This window comes from Amycolatopsis sp. DG1A-15b (assembly GCF_030285645.1).
Taxonomy (GTDB): domain Bacteria; phylum Actinomycetota; class Actinomycetes; order Mycobacteriales; family Pseudonocardiaceae; genus Amycolatopsis.
In genome coordinates this window covers 1,733,670-1,754,792 of the sequence record NZ_CP127296.1, presented here as the reverse complement: position 1 = coordinate 1,754,792, position 21,123 = coordinate 1,733,670, and the positions used below count along the sequence as shown (strand labels likewise).

At 69.8% G+C, this 21,123-nt stretch carries 16 protein-coding genes and 2 pseudogenes; 10 read left to right on the top strand and 8 right to left on the bottom strand.

Annotation, left to right across the window (positions count from 1 at the left end; translation table 11 throughout):
- Window positions 1-10: 10 nt before the first annotated feature.
- Window positions 11-1,417 carry an NlpC/P60 family protein gene (locus QRY02_RS08175; protein ID WP_285990888.1) on the bottom strand — a complete coding sequence of 469 codons (1,407 nt, stop codon included), beginning with the start codon at window positions 1,415-1,417 and terminating at the stop codon, window positions 11-13.
- 165 nt (window positions 1,418-1,582) lie between these two features.
- Here QRY02_RS08175 and QRY02_RS08170 point away from each other — a divergent pair, with 165 nt between their 5' ends.
- From QRY02_RS08170 to QRY02_RS08150, 5 genes and pseudogenes are all read left to right on the top strand, one after another.
- A complete protein-coding gene (locus QRY02_RS08170) occupies window positions 1,583-4,660 on the top strand; it encodes an AfsR/SARP family transcriptional regulator (protein WP_285990887.1) in 3,078 nt (1,025 codons plus the stop codon).
- A gap of 83 nt (window positions 4,661-4,743) precedes the next feature.
- On the top strand, window positions 4,744-5,319 hold the full coding sequence (locus QRY02_RS08165) for a M15 family metallopeptidase domain-containing protein (protein ID WP_285990886.1): 576 nt from the start codon (window positions 4,744-4,746) through the stop codon (window positions 5,317-5,319).
- A 1,089-nt stretch (window positions 5,320-6,408) separates the two neighbouring features.
- Window positions 6,409-6,814, top strand: a pseudogene (locus QRY02_RS08160) (ATP-binding protein); the annotation flags it as partial.
- 342 nt (window positions 6,815-7,156) lie between these two features.
- Entirely contained in the window at window positions 7,157-7,390 is a 234-nt protein-coding gene (locus QRY02_RS08155; RefSeq protein WP_285990885.1) for a hypothetical protein, read from the top strand.
- 135 nt (window positions 7,391-7,525) lie between these two features.
- Window positions 7,526-8,328 (top strand): IS5 family transposase gene (locus QRY02_RS08150; RefSeq protein ID WP_285990884.1). Its coding sequence is split into 2 segments (ribosomal slippage): window positions 7,526-7,862 and window positions 7,862-8,328, totalling 804 coding nucleotides; the frame shifts between segments, so codons are not numbered across the junction.
- Between the two features lie 4 nt (window positions 8,329-8,332).
- Here QRY02_RS08150 and QRY02_RS08145 read toward each other — a convergent pair.
- The gene (locus tag QRY02_RS08145; RefSeq protein WP_285990883.1) at window positions 8,333-9,046 is read right to left on the bottom strand and encodes a hypothetical protein; all 714 of its coding nucleotides are present in this window, start codon (window positions 9,044-9,046) and stop codon (window positions 8,333-8,335) included.
- 531 nt (window positions 9,047-9,577) lie between these two features.
- Here QRY02_RS08145 and QRY02_RS08140 point away from each other — a divergent pair.
- The 4 genes and pseudogenes from QRY02_RS08140 to QRY02_RS08125 all read left to right on the top strand — a co-directional run.
- Window positions 9,578-9,788 (top strand): annotated as a pseudogene (locus QRY02_RS08140) (CocE/NonD family hydrolase C-terminal non-catalytic domain-containing protein); the annotation flags it as partial.
- Between the two features lie 73 nt (window positions 9,789-9,861).
- Window positions 9,862-11,412: a carboxylesterase/lipase family protein gene (locus QRY02_RS08135; protein ID WP_285990882.1), complete on the top strand. Its 1,551-nt coding sequence runs from the start codon at window positions 9,862-9,864 to the stop codon at window positions 11,410-11,412.
- A gap of 161 nt (window positions 11,413-11,573) precedes the next feature.
- On the top strand, window positions 11,574-11,759 hold the full coding sequence (locus QRY02_RS08130; protein WP_285990881.1) for a hypothetical protein: 186 nt from the start codon (window positions 11,574-11,576) through the stop codon (window positions 11,757-11,759).
- A 171-nt stretch (window positions 11,760-11,930) separates the two neighbouring features.
- Window positions 11,931-13,292 (top strand): M14 family zinc carboxypeptidase, encoded by a 1,362-nt coding sequence (locus QRY02_RS08125; protein ID WP_285990880.1) that lies wholly within the window; start codon window positions 11,931-11,933, stop codon window positions 13,290-13,292.
- On the opposite strand, the gene QRY02_RS08120 is transcribed toward QRY02_RS08125, so the two are convergent.
- The 4 genes from QRY02_RS08120 to QRY02_RS08105 form a co-directional block, all read right to left on the bottom strand.
- Complete coding sequence (locus QRY02_RS08120) at window positions 13,256-14,443, bottom strand: glycosyltransferase 87 family protein (protein ID WP_285990879.1); 1,188 nt, start codon at window positions 14,441-14,443, stop codon at window positions 13,256-13,258. The two genes, QRY02_RS08125 and QRY02_RS08120, sit on opposite strands and share 37 nt — an antisense overlap.
- 100 nt (window positions 14,444-14,543) lie before the next feature.
- Window positions 14,544-15,206, bottom strand: coding sequence for a response regulator (locus tag QRY02_RS08115; protein ID WP_285990878.1), 663 nt, complete (start codon window positions 15,204-15,206; stop codon window positions 14,544-14,546).
- On the bottom strand, window positions 15,206-16,393 hold the full coding sequence (locus tag QRY02_RS08110) for a sensor histidine kinase (protein ID WP_285990877.1): 1,188 nt from the start codon (window positions 16,391-16,393) through the stop codon (window positions 15,206-15,208). Before QRY02_RS08110 ends, QRY02_RS08115 begins: the two co-directional genes overlap by 1 nt.
- Window positions 16,394-16,973: 580 nt before the next feature.
- A complete protein-coding gene (locus tag QRY02_RS08105; RefSeq protein ID WP_285990876.1) occupies window positions 16,974-17,453 on the bottom strand; it encodes a site-specific integrase in 480 nt (159 codons plus the stop codon).
- Between the two features lie 93 nt (window positions 17,454-17,546).
- Here QRY02_RS08105 and QRY02_RS08100 point away from each other — a divergent pair, with 93 nt between their 5' ends.
- Window positions 17,547-17,729, top strand: coding sequence for a hypothetical protein (locus tag QRY02_RS08100; protein WP_285990875.1), 183 nt, complete (start codon window positions 17,547-17,549; stop codon window positions 17,727-17,729).
- Window positions 17,730-17,974: 245 nt separating this feature from the next.
- Here QRY02_RS08100 and QRY02_RS08095 read toward each other — a convergent pair whose 3' ends face one another.
- Both QRY02_RS08095 and acpA read right to left on the bottom strand, forming a co-directional pair.
- Window positions 17,975-18,418 carry a hypothetical protein gene (locus tag QRY02_RS08095; RefSeq protein WP_285990874.1) on the bottom strand — a complete coding sequence of 148 codons (444 nt, stop codon included), beginning with the start codon at window positions 18,416-18,418 and terminating at the stop codon, window positions 17,975-17,977.
- Window positions 18,419-19,001: 583 nt separating this feature from the next.
- Complete coding sequence (acpA, locus tag QRY02_RS08090) at window positions 19,002-20,693, bottom strand: acid phosphatase (protein ID WP_285990873.1); 1,692 nt, start codon at window positions 20,691-20,693, stop codon at window positions 19,002-19,004.
- Window positions 20,694-21,123: the final 430 nt, after the last annotated feature.

Here is a 21,123-nt window from a genome sequence, read left to right as displayed (position 1 = left end):
CCCTGCCAGGTCAGTAGACGATTCCTTGGGTGTCTTTGTTGTCGCCGTTCCAGTCCCCGACTATCGGGTACTCGCTGCCCGGGTCGCCGTTGCCGTATGCGACCGACATGGTAGTTTCAGCAGCGCTGTTCACTTCGCTGGTGCGGAAGTAGTACACGTTGCCCATGCGCACGCCGACGTTGTCCTTGCCGTCGCCGTTCCAGTCGCCGACCAGAGGCGTCGCACCGACGTTGCCGTAAGGCACGACGTGAGTGATCTCGGCGGGGTCGGTGTTGGCAGAGGTGCGCAGATAGAAATTGAAATCACCAGGCTTGTGAACGCCGACGTTGTCCTTGCCATCGCCGTCCCAGTCGCCGATCAGAGGAATATCGCCGGAGTCACCGTAAGCCACCGTGATCGTGGTCTCAGTGCCACTGCTCACCGGACTAGTGCGCAGGAAGAACCTGTTATCCATCCGCACACCCACATTGTCCTTGCCGTCACCATCCCAGTCACCGACCAGCGGAACAGCGCCCGGGTTGCCGTACATGAAGGTGTACTCGGCTGCCCCGGTAGCCGGATTATTACTCACAAAGAACTGCCCACTAGCCGGATCATAAGCGCTGACAGTGTCCAGACCATCACCGTTCCAATCACCCACGATAGGAACCATCGGACTATTCCCATAGTGAACCACCGGACGCGTACTCACCGACGAAGCCGGATCATCCGACAAAAAGAAATCAAACACACCCAAATCCGGCACTCCCCCATCGAGGATGTGGTCGTAGCGAACCGGGGTGTAGTTGGCGGCGTTGCTCTGACTCCAGGTCCGCTGGATCGTGCCGGAGGAGCCGGTCTGCTCGATCACGACCGGTCTCGTGTGTGCTGCGTCCTCCCAACTGAGGAACAGCGCCACGTGGTCCACGGACGGGTTGTTCTCGTGTCGCAGCAACGCGTCGCCCGGCTTCAGCGCGGAACGCGGGATCACCGTGGAGACGTCGCCGAGGTTGCCGGTCCAGAAGGCGCTGCCCGAGCCGCCGAGTCCCCACGCCATCGACACGAACCCGGAGCAGTCGGTCCGGTAGTCGCCGTAAGAGTTACGGTAGCAGCGGTTCTGGCTGTAGGGGATGCCACCCACGTTCAGCCAGCTCTGCGCCCTGGCGACGACCTGGGAGCGGGTCAGCGTCTTGTGTGAGCCGTTGTTGTCGCACGGGATCGGCGTCGTCCCCACCGCGGCCGTGGCGCGGTCACCCGCGCCCCCGCCGTCAAGCCCGGGGTAGGACGGCAGCGGCGGGTCACCGAACGCTGCCTCGGACGGGACCGTGGCCTGGGCGCCACCGGTCGCCGGTGCCGCGAGCGCGGTCGTCGGTCCGGCCGTGGCCGTCGCGGCGGCCACGGTGAGTGTGAGCGCCACTCGGAGTAGCGAGGTTTTCATGGTTTCGTCTCCACCTGAAGTCGTCGGAGCTTGCGATGGGACGAGCTTCCGCATCGCCGCTGCACATCCCCTGCAGTCGCGCCGCAATCCCGTTACAGCGGTATTCCGGCGGCATCTCCCGGAGTACGCTGCCGACCGTCATCTACGGCATCGAAGGGGGCGTAGATGGAGTTCCGGTTGCTCGGGCCGGTCGAGGTCGCCGACAGCAACGGTGTACTTGCCTTGGGGCGCGCGAAGATCCGCACGCTGCTGGCCGCGTTGCTGCTCGAACCGGGGCGTGTGCTGTCCACCGACCGCCTCGTCGACATCATCTGGGACGACGAGCCGCCCCCGACGGCGCGGGCGTTGATCCAGACCTACATCTCCACGCTGCGCAGGACGATCCGGGATACCGATGCGCAGACCATCCGCACCGAGGCCCCCGGCTACCTGGCGACGATCTCCCACGACGACCTCGACCGCAACCGCTTCGAGCGGTTCGTGGCGCAAGGACGATCCGCCGCGTCCGACGGGCGGTACCGCGAGGCGTCGAACGCCTTCCGCACCGCGGAAACCTTGTGGCGCGGACCCGCACTCGGCGGAGTGCGCAGCCGTGTCCTCGCGATGGAGGCCACCCGCCTGGACGAGCAGCGCCTCGCGGTCATCGAGGCGCGGATCGCCGCAGACCTGGAACTGGGGCTCGCCGAAGAGCTCGTCGGCGAGCTGACCGTACTGGTCGGGCAGCATCCGACCCGGGCCTCGTGGCGCGGCCAGCTGATGCTCGCCCTGCACCGTGCCGGCCGCGACCCCGAGGCGCTGGCCGTGTTCCGGCAGGGCAGGGAAGCCCTTGTCGACGACCTGGGGATCGAGCCGGGTGTCGAGCTGACACGGCTTCACGAGGCCATCCTGCGCTCGGATCCGGCGCTGCTCGGGCCCCGTGCCGCGCCACCGCTCGTCCGGACCGAACCGGACCAGCGGCCACCCGCGGACGGGGCGCGGTTCCCCGTGCCGAGACAGCTCCCGCCCGAAGCAGCCGACTTCACCGGCCGGGTCGACCTGGTGCACGAGCTGGTCGACGTGCTGACGAGCAGTCGCAGCGGGCCGGTGGTGGCCGCTCTGGTCGGGCCGGGCGGGGTCGGCAAGTCGGCGTTGGCGGTCTACGTGGCGCACCGGATATCCTCGTCCTACCCGGACGGGCAGCTCCACGTCGACCTCCGCGGCACCACTGGCACACCGGCCTCGCCTGCCGAGGTGCTCGGGCGCTTCCTGCGTGCGCTGGCACCGGACACGATCCCGGACGAGGCGGACGAGCGCATGGACGTCTACCGCACCGTGTTGTCAGGCCGCCGCATGCTGATCGTCCTCGACGACGCCGCGAACGAGCAGCAGGTGCGTCCCCTGCTCCCCGGCACCGACACCTGTGCCGTTGTGCTGACCTCACGCAACCGCCTGGCCGGCCTCGCCGGTGCGCGTCCGGTCGAGGTGGACATGCTCTCCCCGGAGGAGGCGACCGCCCTGCTGGCCCAGGTCGCCGGTGCCGACCGGATCCAGGCGGCGCCCGACGCCGCGGCGGACATCGCCGCCTCCTGCGGGCACCTCCCGCTGGCCGTTCGCATCGCCGGTGCCCGGCTGGCCACGCGCCGGCAGTGGACCCCGCGGCTGCTCGCCGATCGGCTAACCGACGAACGGCGCCGTCTCGACGAGCTGAGCGCGGGCGACCAGCGGGTCCGTGCGAGCATCGAGATGAGTGTGCGCGGCCTGGAGCCGGCCGCGCAGGCCGCGATCCGCCGGCTCGGTCACCTGGGGGTGGCCGACTTCCGGTCGTGGGTGGTGGCCTACGCCCTCGACGTGGAGATCGGCGTGGCCGAGCAGGTCGTCGAGCACCTCGTGGACAACCACCTGGTCGACTACGCCTTCGTCGACGACACCGGCCAGGTGCGCTACCGGCTGCACGACCTGGTCCGCATCTACGCGCGGGAGGAGGCAGTGCGGTGCGAGGCCCCCGATGACCTGGTCGCCTCGACCGCGCGGGTGGTCGGTGCCTGGGCGGCCGTGCTCGAGCGGCTCCGTGACCATGTGATCGACAACGTGACCTCCGGCGCCATCCACCCGACCGCGTCGGCACCGGCGAACTCCTGCGCGGGCGATCCCGAGGTGCTCGGCACCGCGCTGGCCGACCCACGAGGATGGCTCGACAGCGAACAGGCGTCACTGGTGCTCGCCGTGGAGCGGAGTGCCGAGCTGGGTCTCCACGAGCTGGCCGTGGCCGTGGCATCGGTGCTGTGCGCGTCGAACTACGCCCTGAACAGCGTGGTGGACCTGTGGGACCGCGTGCACGGCGCCGCGCTGGCCGCCGCCCGCGCCGGCGGGAACGCGCACGGCGAGGCAGTCCTGCTGGCCGAGCTGGGCCAGCTCCGGTACGAGCAGGACCAGCTCGCCGAAGCCAGCCGGCACCTGACCGAGGCCCTCGAGCGATTCCGTGACCTGCGTGACCCACGCGGTGAGGTCAGTGCACTGAGCGCGCTCGGGCTGGCCTGCCGGGAGCAGGGATACCTACCCGAGGCGGAGCACTTCCTGACCCAGGCGTCCGCGGCGTCCCGCGCCCTGCACGACGACCGCGCCACCGGTCACTGTCAGCGCGTGGTCGGGTCGGTCTACTTGGAACGCGGCAACTTCGACGCCGCCGACACCGCGCTCGCCACGGCACTCGACGCCTACCGCCGGGCGGGCAGCGTGCGTGGCGAGGCGCTGACGCTGCGCACGATCGCACTAGCCCACCGCGCCCGCGGCCGGCTCACCGACGCCGAGGACGCGTTCGTCCAGGCGCTGGCCCTCTTCCGTGAGCTCGGTGACGCGAAGCTCATGGCGTTCTGCCAGCGCGGCCTGGCCAAGACCCACGTCCGGCAGGGGCGGCTCGACGCCGCCCTGGAGCCACTCGAGATCGCGCTCGCCGTCAGCCGGACCGAGCGGGACAGCTGGGCCGAGGCGATGGTGATGCGCACACTCGGCGAGCTGGATCTGGTCGCCGGCCGCCTCGATGACGCGGGCCGGTGGCTGGGCGACGCGCTGGAGATCTTCCGGGCGATGGGGGCGAGTCTGTTCGTCGCCCGCACCCTGCGCGACATCACGCAAGTGGAACGCGCGAGGGGCAACCAGGCCGCGGCAGAGGCCGCGCTCACCGAGGCTCTCGAGACGTTCCACGCCTACGGAGCACGGGAGTACGACGAGCTGACGGCGGGCCAGGCCTCCCGCGCACCCCTGTAATCCCGCTGCAGCGTTTCTGCAGAGCCGTGCTCGACGGTGTGACGTGGAACCGTCGCATCACCATGCCGTCAGGGGATCGTCTGATGATCGTGCCGTTGCCCGACCCGCTCCTGATCAGGATCCCGATCCGGGACACCGGCGAGCCTCTGGTCGACGTGGAGACGTCCGCTCCGCTGCTGGTCGCGCGAAGGACGGTTCTCCGGTCCGGGCTCGTCGACCGGCTCGTTGCGGCGCAGAGCCTGCTACCCCGCAAGGTCCGTCTGCTGATCGTGGCCGGGTACCGGCCACCGGCGATGCCGTGCCGGTATCTCACCTGCGCCGTCGAACAGGCGGAGCAGGTGTGCACCACGCCACCCGAGACCGCGCCGCACCCGACCGGCGGAGCCGTGGACCTCACCCTCGCCAACGGGGACGACACCGTGCTGCTCCCGGAGTGCTGCGTGGGCCCGATCGCACCCGCGCCCGACGAGACCACGCAACTGCTCACGTCCGCCCTCGCCGCCATCGGCCTCGTCAACCACCCGGCTCGGTGGTGGCACTGGTCCTACGGGGACCGTTTCTGGGCAGGGGCAACGCAGGCTCCGCACGCCCGCTACGGCCCGACGTTCGCCGAGGAAGGACCAGGCCCAGACGTGGTCGGCGGTGTCAGCGACACGTAGGACGAGTTTGGCCAAGGTCTACGCGCGCCGCCTCGTGGCGATGCTCGGTCTGCGCGGCTTCGATCTTCCAAGCCTGCGGCAGCGACATCGCTGACGTCGGCGAAGAACACGGGCACCAAGTACTTCAGGTGGCCGGCAAAGGCACGGAAATCGTGCTGGCGCCACTGCCTCCTGCAGTCGGACGAACCATCGACCGAGCTGTCGGCTACCGGCCGGTCGGGGGCGATCCTGCTCAATCAGCGGGACTGAGGGACGGATCGGTACCGCCCCACCCGTCGACTCTACCGCGGCTGCAACGTGTCGTAGAGAACCTGGGCGCTGGCCTTGACGCGGTCCTTGCAGGTTTGCGTGTCGTCGGCGGCCGCCTTCCGGTCGTCGATTCCGACTTTGAAAGTCGCATTGCTGTCCAGAACGAGTAAGTCGCATGCCTTGCCGCTGAGCGCCGGTCCCCACGCCGCGCTCTCCCTCAGATGTGTCGCCGGGTCCAGCCGAACCCGGCCGACGACGTCTGAACATCGAATCCAGCGCGTTGCCGCTGCACAGTGTTCACTTCCACGTCGAGATGGACCGTCACGGCGTTCGTCGAATCGGCGAACGTGCACATCCAGCCCTGGCTACCTTGCAACGGCGTTTCGGAAGTCTTCGGCGGCAGGTTCCCCGCTCGGCGACGCGACCTCGTCGCAGCCAGCCGGCGGCGCAGACCCGGACTTGCCGTCGACCTTGTCGTAGCTGCTGCCGTGGTTGAGCAAGACGAACAGTCCCACAGCGGCACCGACCACGACGATCGCGACGATGGCGATGAGCCATCCGGTACGCAGACCTCGCTTCGCGGGTGACGGCCTTCCGTTGCGGTACTGGGGGAATCCTTGGGGTGCCGGTGCGTTCACGGCCTTGTCTCGCGGGTCATAGGTTGACCGCCTGCGGCCAGTGGTCTCCGGGCAGCCGGGGGCGTGAACGTGGGCCAGTGGATCGCCGGCCTGTTCACCGGCTGAGAGGGGACCCGCGTGCGTACCGGGACCGATCACGAGGTCTACCGGGTCGACGCCGTGTGGCTCGGCCCGCCGAAAGCGGCATTTCCCTTCAGCCGGTGCTGCTCACGTCGGAAGTATCGACGGGCACCTGGTCCGCACCGGCATCGAGGTCTACGCCTGGTACCGGCTGCGCCGCAGCGCTGGTCGTTCCGCTCGGACTCGCAGCGCCGCGACCTGATCGCCGCGATCGCCGGCCAGTACGCCGAGCTGCAGGGCCGCTGGCTGCACCTGAGGGTGACGAACCGCCCTTACCCGATCCGGATGTGGGCCGAGGCGCACGTCTACAACGCCCACAACCGCCCCGGCGACGTCCCGGGCGCGCTGTCGTTCGACGACTACCTGATCGGCGAGCAGCAGCAGCTGATGAGCCGCTCGATGGCCGTGCTCACCGTCGGGCAGATGCACGGCCTGCAGATCCCCGAGGTCGACGCCCCGTGGATCCAGCACGCCGACCGGCTGCCCCGCGGTCGAAGTGTCCGCGACAACATGTGGTTCCGGGGAACTTCAGCAGTTTCTCCGATACGGCTCGCCCCCAGCTGCGCAAAGTCGCGGGCGCCCACGTCACCGCGAACCTGCCCCGCCGCGGCCTGCCGCAGCTGCCTTGGTCTCCAGGCGGCGCGCACAGCCGGATACGGCCCGGCACCTGGTTCGGCGGTCGACCGAGCCCGCCGGCAAGCGCTCGCGAACTGGCTGATTCCCCGGGAGACCCGGACGGCGGTCATCGTCCCGCTGCGGGCGCGGCAGCTGGCGCACAACCGGTTGCTCAAGACCGACTGGGGACCCGACAAGCACCAGCGACGTCGCTGGTGCTCTGGGTGATCATGACTCGCGGCGACTACCTCACTGCGCCACTCTTCCACGCAGCAATCACGCCGAAGGACCGCTTATCCACCCGGGCAGCGCAGCGGCTGCTGTTCCACCTCAACAAGCCCCGGCCAACTGGGCGCGGCGGACACGTGTTCGGCCCGCTCGAAGCATTCGCCGGTGTGCGGGCCGAGGTCGAGCAGGCGATTGGTGCGGGCGCTTCACCGACGCCCTGATGGGCGGCGAAGCACTCCCGAGCACCTACACCGGCAGCAAACCGGTGGCGATACTCGCGAGTCCTTTTAGAGGTCAGTTCAGAATGAGTCGGCGTGTCGTCTTGCCTGGCATGCGGGGCTTTCGATGATGTTGGTATGCGTGAGGAGGTTCTGACCGACCAGCTGTGGGAGCGGCTGGAGCCGCTGCTTCCGGTGCATCCACGGCGTTTCCGCTACCCGGGTCGCAAACGCGCCGATGACCGCGCCGCGCTGGAAGGCATCCTGTACGTGATCCGTACCGGCATCGGCTGGAACCGCCTGCCCACCGCGCTGTTCGGCGCTTCCGGAGCCACCTGCTGGCGGCGGCTGACCGAATGGCACAAGGCCGGCGTCTGGCAGCAGCTGCACGAACGCCTGCTCGCCGAACTACGCGCCGCCGGACTGCTGGACCTGTCCGCCGCGCTGGTCGACTCCACCCACCTGCGTGCTCTCAAAGGGGGGACCACACCGGACCCAGCCCGGTCGACCACCGCAAGCTCGGCTCCAAGCACCACCTGATCACCGACGCCCACGGCACCCCGCACGCGGCCACCCTCACCGGCGGCCACCGCAATGACGTCACCCAGCTGATCCCGCTGCTCGACGCCATCCCGCCAATCCGCGGGATGGTCGGCAAGCCCCGGCGCCGACCACACCGGCTCTACGCCGACCGCGGCTACGACCACGACAAGTACCGCCGCCTGGTCCGCGCCCGCGGCGTCACCCCGCTCATCGCCCGCCGCGGCACCGAACACGGCTCCGGCCTGGGCACCATCCGCTGGCCGGTGGAGCGCACCTTCGCCTGGCTCAAAAACTTCCGCCGGCTACGTATCCGCACCGAACGACGAGCCGACGTCCACCAAGCCATCCTCAGTCTGGGCTGCTCGATCATCTGCCTCCGCAAACTCATTCTGAACTGACCCCTTAGGCGATGTGGAAGGGTGCGGTCGCCGATTTCGCAGAGCTCTTGCCGGCCGCGGTGATCGTGGTGTCGAAACTGGGCGGCGGCGCGCCCTGAGGGATGGTGACCGACGCGGAGAAGCTGCCGTTGCCGTCGGCTTCGACCTGCGCGACGAGCGTGGCGTGGCCCATAATGTCGACCATTTCATTCGGCCAGAACTTCTTGCTAATGACGATGACTTTCTGACCTTTCTTTGCGCTGTTACGGGAACGTGTGATCGACGGGGTTTCGTTGACCTGATTTTTCTGCCAATCCTGCAGGGCCTGGTCGGCTCGCTGCTGGAATCCCGCGATCTGGGCCCGCTCTGGATCGCTTGGCGGCGACGCGGTCTTCGCGATCGCCATGCAGTCCTTGACGATCTGCAGCGCGACTGGCGTGTTCTCCTGCTTGCTCTTCTCGTAACCGAGCTGCAGTGCGGCGTCAGCGACCACCTTGAACGTCCCGCTCACCTTGCCGTCGAGCTTGGTGGTCACGTTGACGCCCCGATCCTTCGTGCAGACGACATATTGGACTGCCATGTCGCTCAGACATACGCCCTCGTAGGCCTGCGTCCCGGCAGCACAGGTAGGGGCGCCCGCACAGCTAGGAATGACCATCATCGCCAGCGCCAAGAACAGCGTCAGCGCAGCAGACCGGAAACGGCGAAATCTCTCCACGTTGATCGAGTAATCGGCCACTTCGCGCCCACCTCCGCGAGTTCAGGGGAACAAGTGCAGTGAGCGAGAGGCTGGTTCGAACCCAACAAAGCGAGCGCCGTTCGGGTGAATCGAATGAGCGACGGATACGTGAGTTGATGTGACCAGGGCCGACGAAGGGCATCCGGTGGCGCCAGGTTCGGCTGCCCTCGCCACCTCAGGTGGCGGGTTTCACGGTGATGGTGAGCCGGGGAGCTTGGAACTTGACAGCTCACTGGGCACCGTCATCGCTGACGGACCCGGGGGGGATCAGGCCGACGACGCGGCACCTCTGGCGGTACCGACCGAAGGCCGCGAGGTGGGCGCGAGCGGCGGACGGTACAAAGAATCCCGCAGACCACACCCGTGTTGCTCCGCTTCCAGAAGAGTGACCCAGCCGGGGGGCCACTCGTTGTTCGCAGCCAAAACCCGGCCCCGTTTGCGCGGCGATTAGCGCTGTCGGATCAAAGGCGTCGTTTGGGAAGTCGGCGTTGTGTTCGAGTACCCGACGCCGCCGAACCACAGGACGTCTCCGTGACGTTGTGGTCGACGGCGTACCACTTCCGGCGCGGGGCACCGCATTCGCGTCCAGGTCGCCAGCGGCGCTTTCCCGCGGTACGCCCGCAATCCCGGCACCGGCGAGTCGCGAGCCACCGCCACCACGCTGCTCGCCGCCGACCAGATCGTCCACTTAGGACCGGATCGGCCGTCCGCCATCACGCTTCCGGTCCTCGGGGCGGCCTGAGGGACAGCCTTCGGGCGGGCCGCCGAAACACACCGCCGGTAGCCAGCAGTAAACGACCCTGAGAGAGCAGACGATGACAGCTGACGCGTCGCAACGGTCGAATGCCGAGCCCGAGATCCGCACCACCGCCGGAACGGTGCGCGGACGCTGGGAGGGCCGGCTCGCCGCCTTCCTGGGCATCCCCTACGCTGCACCCCCGGTTGGTGCCGCGCGGTTCGCCGCGCCTCAGCCCGTGTCACCGTGGGACGGGGTGCGCGACGCGGTTGCCTTCGGCCCGCCCGCGCCACAGGACTTCGCGGGCTTCCGGAACCTCGCCCCCGACGAGGGCACTCCCCCGCCATCGACTGGCGACGACTGGCTCACGCTCAACGTGTGGACACCGGCCCCGGACCGCTTCGCGCGCCACGCGGTGATGCTGTGGATCCACGGCGGGGCCTACAAACTGGGCTCCGGCGCGGACCTCCTGGCCAACGCCCGGATCGCCCAGGAAGGCAACCTGGTGCTGGTCAGCCTGAACTACCGGCTCGGCATCGAAGGCTTCGCCGCCATCGAGGGCGCCCCGCCCAATCGCGGCCTGCTCGACCAGATCGCCGCGCTGGAGTGGGTGCGTGACGACATCGCCGCGTTCGGCGGCGACCCGGACCGGGTCACCATCTTCGGCGTGTCGGCCGGTGGCAGCTCCGTCGGCACGCTCATGGCGGTGCCCGCCGCCGCAGGGCTGTTCCGCCGCGTCATCGCGCAGAGTTTCGGCGGCCCTTTCCTCTCACCTGAACTGGCCACCGACATCACCACCGCCATCGCGGGCCAACGTGGCAGGCGACCCACCGCCGCCGACCTGTCCACACTGGACCCGCACGACCTCGCACTGGCCGGTGAGGAGACAGCCGCAACCCAGGGCCAGTACCTCGACCGATGGGGGCCGATGGCCGCGCACCTCACGTTCTTCGTCCCGAACGTGGACGGCGACGTGCTCCCGGCCACCCCGTACCAGGCCTTGGCCGCCGGCGTGGGACGCGACGTCGAGCTGCTCGCCGGGCACAACCGTGACGAGTACCGGCTGTTCCTGGTCGCGTCCGGGAAACTGGGCGCTATCGACGACCAGCAAGCAGCCCGGGTGCTCGGTGTCTTCGGCCCCGGCACGGACGCCGACAAGACCTATCGCGCTGCCTTCCCGGACGCCACGGCCGAACAACTCTGGGAATGGGTCCAATCCGACTGGCTGTTTCGCATGCCTACGCTGCGGCTGGCGCAGGCCCACGCGAGCGGCGGTGGGCGAACCCACTTCTACGAGCTGACCTGGCCCGCGCCGGGCGCGGGTGGACTGCTCGGTGCGTGCCACGACCTGGACCAGCCGTTGGTGTTCGGCGATTTCGAGAGTGGATTTGCCCAGATGTTGTTGGGCGGCCCAACGCCTTCGGTTGAGACGGTGGAGCTGTCGGCGCGCATGCGCGCGGCCTGGATCTCCTACGCCATCACCGGCGACCCGGGCTGGCCCGCATTCGACACCGACCACCGCCTGACCCAAGTCTTCAACGCACGAACCACAGTCACGGCGTACCCCGAGGAAGGCTCAAGGCAACTCTGGGAGCGCCACGACTTGGCGCCGTTGCCACTGTTGCCGTGACCAGGCGGACGAGCCGCTTGGTTGGTCGCACTGGAACCAGAACGACCTGGCGCGCCGCCAGGCCGCGGTGTACCGCGCCACGCTGAAATACGGCTGGTCCTACACCCACCGTCCTGCCCGGCGACACGGCCCCGGTCATCCGAGGTGTGTCTCCGCACAATATGACGGCTGGCTACGCCGACCCGTGGCCGGTCTATGCCCTTCAGCGGAAGACGTCGTGGACCCCGGACGGGCCGCGCCAGGTCTACCGGCTCTTCGACGACCGGGCTGTGTACACCCTGGCCGAGAACGACCCCGGCGACGGCCCGGCCTACCTGGCGGCGATTCTCCCGGCCGTTCGGTGCTGAGTCCTTCGGGAAGGTGAGCAGAGCGACCGCGCCGAGGCGATCCGCTCGGGCCGGCCGACGACCGATGCCGACGAGCGCGGCGCGGCCTGTCGATTCCCTACTCCCGTCGGTGACCGGGCGACTCCGGGGCGTCTACCATTCGGGCCTAGCCGGCCACTTCAAGGAGGCACCATGCGGAACTCCCGCACCGTGACCACGGTCGCCGCCGCGCTGCTGCTCGCGGCGGTGGGCCTGGCCGCCGGCACGAGCGCCCAGGCGAACACGCCGCCGTCCGGTCACGGCCCGGTCGAGTACCGCGTCCACGACGCGCTGGCCAGAGCGCGGACGCTGGCCGCCGTCGGCCTCGACATCGTCAAGCGCCAGGGCGACGACCTGTTCGTCGTCGGCGACGAGACCACCGGGGCCGAACTGTCCCAGCTCGGCTTCGTCACCGAGGTGAGCAAGCGGTACCCCGCGGCCACCTGGGCCTCCCCGCGGCTGGCACCCGGCGCGGCACCGCAGGACGAGACCTACGACGGCGGTTACCACACGGTCAACGCGCACTACGCGAACATGGCCGCCGCCGCGGCCGCGCACCCCGATCTCGCCACGGTCGTCAACTACGGTCAGTCGTGGCTGAAGCAGCAGGGGCGCGGCGGCTACGACCTGAAGGCCATCTGCATCACGAAGAAGGCCGGCGGCGACTGCGCGCTGAACCCGAACTCGGCCAAACCGCGGTTCCTCCTGCAGGCGCAGATCCACGCGCGGGAGATCGCCACGGGCGAGCTCGCCTACAAGTACATCAACTACCTCGTCAGCGGTTACGGCACCGACAGCACGGTGACGAACCTGTTGAACACCACCGAAATGTGGGTCGTCCCGATCGTCAACCCGGACGGCGTCAACATCGTCCAGCAGGGTGGCAACAACCCGGTGCTGCACCGGAAGAACGCCGACTTCACCAGCGCGGACCTCGCGCGCTGCGGCGATTCGGCGGGCAGCCAGCCGGGCGTCGACAACAACCGGAACTTCGGCTACCACTGGCAGAGCAACACCAGCAAGTGCGACCAGACGACGTCCACGTCCACCGGTTCCGCCGATTCGGAGCCGGAGAACAAGGCGCTGGAACAACTCTGGACCCAGCTCTTCGGTGACCACCGCGCGGACGGCGCGTCCGACAAGCCCGACGCGACCGCTCGCGGCACGGCCCTGATGCTGCACAGCTACGCCGGCATCATCATCCTGCCCTGGGAGTACTCGAACACCGTCCACACTCCCAGCGACACCCAGTTCCGCGCGATGGGCAAGGCGATGTCGGCGTTCTCCGGCTACCCGTACGGCCAGGCCGGTGACCTCCTCTACAACGCTGCCGGCGGCTCGGACGACTACGCCTACGGCAAGCTCGGCATCGCGTCGTTCACCATCGAACTCGAGGGCCCCGGCGCGTGCGACGGCTTCACGCCGAGTTACTCGTGCGTGAACAGCACCTTCTGGCCGTACATGGTCAAGACGTTCAACTACCTCGCGGGCAAGGCTCCTTCGCCGTACAAGTGAGGGGTGTTCCCCTGGTCGCCGGGGTCCGGCCGGCGGGGTATCCGACCTCGTCGGGACAGCCGCAGGCCGAGGACCGCCCCCGCGGCCAGCGCGGCCAGGACGTAGGCGTTGCCGAGCAGCGCCTGCGGCAGGTTCCAGGTCAGTTCCCGGTGTGCTCCTTCGGGGACCCAGGTGAGGGTCCGGCCGGTGAAGACGGCCGCCACACCGGCCAGCGCGGCCCGGCGGCCGGCCAGGCAGGCGGCCAGGGGGACCACCCAGATCCAATGGTGCGTCCAGGAAAGCGGGCTGATCAGCAACGCGCACCCGGCCGAAACCAGGAGCGCCGCCCGTGCGTCGCCGCGGCGGTGGAAGTCGCGGACCAGCACTGCGGCCACCGCCAGGATCAGGGCCGTGCCCGCCGCGTACCAGCCGATCGACGGCATACCGGACCGGACGAGCAGCCCGTGCAGGGACTGGTCCAGCACCCAGTCGATCGAGCCGGCGTTGTGGTTGTCCACCACGGCTGACGTCCAGTACCTCAGCGAGTCGCGGGGCAGCACCACCGCTCCGAGTGCCGACGCACCGCAGAACACGGCCAGCGCACGCACGCCGTCGGCGCGCCGCCCGGTCAGGAACAGGTGCGGGACGAAGATCAGCGGCGTCAGCTTCACCGCGGCCGCCAGCCCCACCAGCACGCCGCCCCACCGCGGCCGCCGCGCCGGCAGCACGTCCGTCACCACGAGCGCCATCAGCACCGCGTTGATCTGCCCGAGCGACAGCAGCCGCCAGACCGGCTCCAGGACGGGCAGCAGGCAGAGCACGACCGGAGGCAGGCTGCCGGCGAAGCGGTGGACCACCGCCGCGAGGGCCGGCACCGAACCCATCGCCACGAACAGCCAGGCGATCTGCGGTGGAACCACCGCCAGCGGCACGAACAGCAGCGCCGCGAACGGCGGATAGGTGAACGGCAGCGCGGCCCGATCCGGTGGGGCGAGCGCGAGCAACGGGTCGTACAGCGGTTCGCCGTGCAGCAGAGCCAGGCCGCCTGCCCGGTACACCGCGCTGTCGGTGCCGAGGGGCAGTCCACGCGAGAGGTGGTGGATCGTGATCGCGATGAGTCCGGCGGCGATTCCACCGAACAGGACAGCGAGGCCGACTTTTCCTTTGCGCACACGGACAAGCTAGGAACGATCGAGGCCCGCGTCGTCGGCCTGCGGAGCCGTCTTGGACCGCTACCCCGGTAGCATCGGGCCGCGGGGTACCACCGGGGTATCACTCACCCGGCACGACCAGCCCGGCCTCGTACGCCAGCACCACCGCCTGCGCGCGGTCGCGCAGGCGCAGTTTGCCCAGCACGCGGCTGACGTGCGTCTTGGCCGTCTGCTCGGCGATCACCAGCCGGGTGGCGATGTCCGCATTGGACAGACCACGGGCGATGAGCCGCAGCACCTCGTTCTCCCGCGCGGTCAGTTCCCGCAGCCGGGCCGTGTCCTGGGTGCGCGGCAGCTGCGCGGCGAACCCTTCGATGACGCGGCGGGTGACGGCGGGCGCGAACAGCGCGTTCCCGGCGGCCACCATCCGCACCGCGACGACGAGGTCGTCCAGCGGCGAGTCCTTGAGCAGGAAGCCGCTGGCTCCCGCGCCGAGCGCGCCGTAGACGTACTCGTCCGCGTCGAACGTGGTCAGTACCAGCACCCGCGGCCGGCCGTCCGGCGCGCCGGCGAGGATCTGCCGGGTCGCGGCCAGCCCGTCCAGCTCCGGCATCCGGATGTCCATCAGCACCAGGTCCGGACGCAGCTCCCGGCAGGCGGTGACGGCCTCGGCTCCGGTGCGCGCTTCACCGGTCACCCGGATGTCCGGCTGGGCGTCGAGCACCGCGCGGAAGCTCTGGCGCACCATCGTCTGGTCATCGGCGATCACGACCGTGAGGGTCATCAGGTCTCCTTGCCGAGCGGAACGGTGAACGCCACCGTGAAGCCACCTTCGGGACGCGCACCGGTGGTCAACCTACCGCCGAGCGCCGCCGCGCGTTCGCGCATCCCGATCAGGCCGTGCTTCGCGCGCCCGGGCGCCTCGCCCGGGAACGCCGAGGGCGCGCCGGAGTCGCGCACCAAGATCGTTAGCTCGCCGGGCGTGACCTCGACCGCCACGGTGACGGCCGCTCCGGGCGCGTGCCGGACGGCGTTGCTGAGCGCCTCCTGCACGACCCGGTACGCCGACAGCGACACCCCGGCGGGCAGGCTCTCGAGCTCGCCGGTCAGGTCCAGCCGGATGTCGGTGCCCGCCGCTCGGACGCGCTCCACCAGCGACGCGATGCGTTCGGCACCCGGTTGCGGCTCGGTCTCCGGTAGCCCGGGGGCGGCACGCAGCGCGCCGAGCAGGCGGCGCATCTCGGTCATCCCGTCCCGCGCGGTGTCCTGAATGGACCGGAACTCCTCGCGCAGGTCGTCGGTCAGCTCCGGGAACCGGTAGCGCGCCGAGTCGGCGCGCACGGCGAGCATCGACATGTGGTGGGCGACCACGTCGTGGAGCTCGCGCGCGATCCGGGTGCGTTCTTCCAGTACGGCCTGGTGCGCGGCGACGGTCGCGAGGTCGTGTTCGGTGCCGCGCAGCCGGGCGACGAGGTGCCCGAACACGAGGGGCACCGCGAGCAGGACCGCGATGGGGACGAGTTCGTCGCGCACGTTCGCGGTCGGCGCGCTGAGCGTGACCGAAACCAGCCAGACACCTCCCAGCACTCTCGCCTGGCTCACGCGCCCGACCGCGGCCAGCACCGGCACCGCGGCCAGTGCGAAGCCGGGTGTCCAGGGCCAGCCGAAGCGCGCGTGGTGTCCGTAGAGGAGGTCCGCCGATGCCACCAGGACGATCAACAGCCGCCAGGCCCACAGCGGATCCAGGACCGTCAGCGCGACCGCGACCGCGGTCAGCGCCGCGGTCATCCAGAGCGTCCCCGTCCCGGCTCGAGCGTCGGGGACCACGGCCAGGCCGCCGGCCACCACCGCGACCAGGGCGAGCAGGACCAGCCCGGCGGCTCGCGGCCGGGCAGGCGGCCGCGAACCACGGACCAGTGTTCGCAACACCACGTCCGCCGCGGCCTTCGACGTCACCCGCACGGTCCCCACCTTCGCGACGCTACCGGCAGCGCCGCGGCGGTCGGCGAGCCCGCCCCCGTGGTGCCGAGCAGGTGCGGGATCTGCGCGAGCCGGTCGCCGCGGTCGGTGATGCCCTGGCCACTTATGACGGCGGCCAGGATGGTCCGCTGCTGCCAGCTGACAATGCCACCTTCCAGGGCTTCACGGCTGACCTCCGTCTCCGGCTGCTACCGGAGCGCTGCCTCGAACGAGGATTCAGCGCAGGTGTGCTGGTCGAGGGCCTTCTCGACGACCCGTCGCGACCCAAGCGCCCTCCTGCAGCGCGGTCAAGTAGGCACCCGGATTGGCTACGAGCATGCGTTGTACGCCCCGCGCTGAACCCGTCTGGCGACCATTCGGCGACAGCGGTCTGCGCCAATCACGCTGAAAGCAGCCCTCCGGGGAGCAGACCGAGCCCGCGACCTGCAGTGGTGCGTCTTTTGCCTGGTCAAGCCAGGTATTGCACTTCCCTGACACGAAAGAGGTCACTGGTTCAATCCCAGTATCGCGCACCACATGTTTTCGCAGGTCAGAAGCCCTGTCCCTCCCCGGAGGGGCGGGGCTTCAGTCGTCAGTCGGCGACGATCCGGCGATGGGGCCCGATCGCCCGCCGCGGCCGCAGGTGCGGGAACCAGGACACTAGTTTCGCCCGCTCCCCCGGATACAGGGACGCCAGCGACCGCAGCCAGCGCTCCTCCAGGACGTCCAGGATCTGGTTCACCATCGCCGGCGTCACGTGGTCGTACACGCGGGCGACGCCCTTCATCTTCTGGCCCAGCCGCGCCCGGCGCGCGACCTCCGGGATTCCGTCTTCGGTCAGCCACGTGCTGTGGGTGTGCCGGCCTTCGTGGAACGTGAAGGTCGGCAGGATCGGCGGGCGCCGCTCCCCCGCCCCAGCGTCGTCGAGCTCGACACCGTCCCACGCCGGCCGCCAGAACCGGATCCGGAAGTTCGACCGCCGCCACGGATGCCCCTCCGGCGTACACAGCACGAACGGCTCCCGGTGGCTGTCCATCAGCTCCTCATAGAGCACCGCAATGCCCGGCGGCAACGCCACGAACCTCGTACCCGCAGGCGTTTTCGTCCGGCTCTTCTTGGGCCGTGAGTTCCCGCGCCGTGTCGGCGGCCTCTGACGATTTTCTGCGTGATGATCATCACTCTTCCGGCCTCCTTTGTAGACCTTCCCACCCACCTCCTTCAGCGGCGTCCGGATCTCGATCCCCCGCCGCTCGGAGTCGTGCTCGTGCCGCTGCTGCCCGACAAGTTCACCCCATCGGGTGCCGGTATAGACATCCATCACGCACAGCACGAATCCCGACTTGCCTAGCCCCAGCTCGTAGCGCTTGGGCCGGGGTGGCCACCAGCCGCTCGGTACCGAACTCCCCGTTGGTCACCCGGACGCCGTTGCACGGATTCGCCGGGATCATCCGGGCCCGCACCGCACCGTTCAGGATCATCGAGAACAGCGCGAAGCCACCGCTCGATCTCAGCGACGATGCGGTGTTTCACCCCGACCGCGGCGTCCGGTGCACCCCGCCGGGGCAACTCCAGAAGCGCGCGCGGGGAATCCGGTCACTGCACCGTCAACTGCCAGTCCAGGACGAGGGCGATTTCGTGGGCAGCCGGGATCACCGTGAAGTCGAGCAGATCCGCCGCGGCCCCGATGTGCAGGAACACGCCGTCGCTGCCGGGAAACCAGATCATCTCGACCGACTCCCCCGCGGCGAACTCCACCGCCACGTCCCCGAGCCACCAGGAGTCGCTGTCGATCGCCGCCAGGAACGACGACAGCCCGTCGGCTTCGGGGTCGTCCTTGCCCAGGTACCTGGCCGTGCGCGAGCGGCCTTCGCCGGCCGCGGTGGCCACGAACCGCAGCAGCCGTCGCTTTTCCTCGGTGCCGGCGGCCTCCGGCCACTGCACCGCCAGCGATGCGAAGGTCGCGGGCACCCCGGTCCGGGTCACGAACTCGGGGGCCACGTCAGCGAACTCGCCGGGGTCGTCACGGAAGACGATCACTTCCGGCGGTCGCTCATATCTTCCTCCAGACCCGGAACACCCGCCTCGGCGTCCGGTTCCTGCCCGTGTGGATGTGCCATCGTCCCACATGCTCCGCCACCTTCTTGGAGTATCGCCTGTTCACGGCGTGCGGTGCGGGCAGGGCGATCCGGTGCTTCTTGTAGCCGATGGCGTACCCGCCGACTTTGGCCTTCCGGAAGATCTTGTTCGCGCGGCTCGCCGCGCTCGCCGACCGAGTCGTCGCGGTGAACCACCGCCCGGCCTTCGACCCACCGCGGCGAGACCGCTCGCGATCGAGCCGATCGGCCCCGGCACCAAGCGGTCGCGCAAGAAGTAGAGCAGTTCGCCACCCTCTGCGCCCGGTGCGTTCGACACGGCATCCGGCTGTGGCTTCCCGAAGCGAGCGGCCCGTCGACCTGGGCGGCGCCACCGACCACGGCGACGGTCAGCCTGCTTCGATCAGGGACGCGACCGGCGCACCGGTTGCCGTGCCGCCGGCACGCTCACCGATGACCGTCGATCCGCAACCCCAGGGGCCCTGCCGGAGATCGGCGCACCCCTTCGGACGCGGGCACCGCGTCGATCAGCTGCAGGAGGCGAGCAAGTCGGCCACCCGGGCGTCGCGGCTGCCCAGGGGCGCCAGGTGGAAGCGGTGCTCGATGGTGGCCATGATCGACGTGGTGTCGTGGGAGGTGTGGTCCACGCCGAACGGCCGGCGTAGCTGCGGCGAGATCAGCAGGGCGGGGATGCGGGTGCCGGGTCCCCACCGGTCGGCGACGGCGTGCCGGCCGGCCGGGGGTGCCACGTGGTCCCACTGGCCACCGAACTCGTCGTAGGTGACCACGATCAGCGTGTGCTCGGCGTCCGGGCCGTGCTCCACGGCCTTGATCAGGTCGACGAGGTGGCGGCTGCCGGCGTCCTCGCTGGCGTAGCCGGGGTGCTCGTTCTCCTCGCCGACCGGCTTGACGAAGCTCACCGGCTTGAGGCGACCCGCCTTGGCGGCGCTGATGAACTCGACCTCGTCCCGCAGGTGGGCGGCACGGGCCGCGGTGCCGGGCGCCAGGCTGGCGTAGTAGTTGAACGGCTGGTGGTGGTACTGGAAGGTGGCGTCGGGGCAGTTCGGGTAGACCGCGCCGGCCGCGGTGCGCGGGCTCGTGCAGGTTCCCGGGGTGGTGCCGTTGGTCCAGCCGGGACCGCCGACGTTGCCGTTGGCGTTGTCCCAGCCGCCGGAGTACCAGGCCCAGTCCACCTTCGCGGCCGACAGGCGGTCGCCGATGGTCGGCGTGGTCTGCGGCGGCAGCCGCCGCGAAACCGGGGTGCCCGGCTGGTACGGCTGATACGGCGGCTGGACGGTGTTGACCGCGTAGTCGCCGCACACCGTCCCGGCGGGCGGCGCCCCCACGCTCACGGGGACGACGCAGCTGCCGTCGGCGTTCGCGGCCTGGGTCAGCGCCCGGTCGGCCGTGCCGGGCGTCGCCGGGTGCAGCGGGGTGCCCGCGGGGAACCCGTCCGGCCCGACGACCGAGTGCAGGTCGTCGGCACCGCCGTCGCGCACCGCCCCGGGCCAGACCGGCGTGTTCGGGGTGATCAACCACTGGTGGTTGAGGAACGACCCGCCGAAAGCGCCCTGGAAGAAGTGATCGGCGACCACGTAGTCCGGCGCGTTGCGACCGTGCAGGTATTCGTAGATCGGCAGGCCGCGCGTGTCGTAGTGGCCCATGGTCAGCCCGACGGCGTCGCTGCCCGCGACATAGCGGTCCATCGCGCCGCCGTGGATCTGGTACTGCTCGTTGTAGAAGCGGTGGACCAGATCCCGGGTGCAGCCGCCGGGCAGCCCCTGCCCCTCGGGCACGCCGTTGGGCAGGAACACGCCCGGGGCCGGGCAGGTGGTGTCGGAAGGCTGGATGTACCGGTCGATCTCGAAAGGACGGTTGGTGAACGCCGAGCTGACCGGTGTCGTCCCGATCGTCCCGGTGCAGGTGACCGGCAGTGGCGGCGAAGTGAGGTTCACGTCGTTCTGCGGCAGGCACGGCAACGCCCGGCCGTCCGGCGCGACCTGGGTCTGCGGGTGGGCCCGCCGGAGCCCGTCGACGCCTTCCCAGCCGCCGAACAGGTTGTCGAAGCTGTGGTTCTCCTCGTAGATCACCACGATGTGGTCGATTCCCCGGCCGTGGGCACCGTGGTCGGGGTGTGCCGCGGCCGTGCCGGCGCTCGCCAGCAGGGCCGGCAACGCCGTGGCGACCACGGCGCCTCGCAGAACCGTCCAGGACCTCATCCCGCACCTCCAGGATCGACCGCTCTGCAGCTTCGTCCACCACAGCCCGACACACAAGGGCCGACCGCGGAATGCCCGCAACCCGCTCGGCAGTTCATGCCGAAGCTGAGCCACGGTGGGAAAGTCCTTCGCCTGCCACGGCGCCCGGCAGAGTACGCCGGGCCGGAGACGGCGTTCGCCCTGCGCGCGCTTGCGAACCCGGACCACTGCACGTTCCGCTCGTGAAACCGTTGCGGCGCCGGAAGATCGACACCCGGATCGCCGCGGCACCCAATGGCCGAGCGGGCGGCTGCCCGGTGCCGCCAGGCGGCACCGCGTCGCAAGGCACCCGGTCGGCTGCCGCCGGCGGTCTTCGAGGTTCGAACGGCTCGCGATACGCCGGCAGGACCGCCTCGGCGGAGTTCTCCATGAGTGCAGACATGCCGCCTGA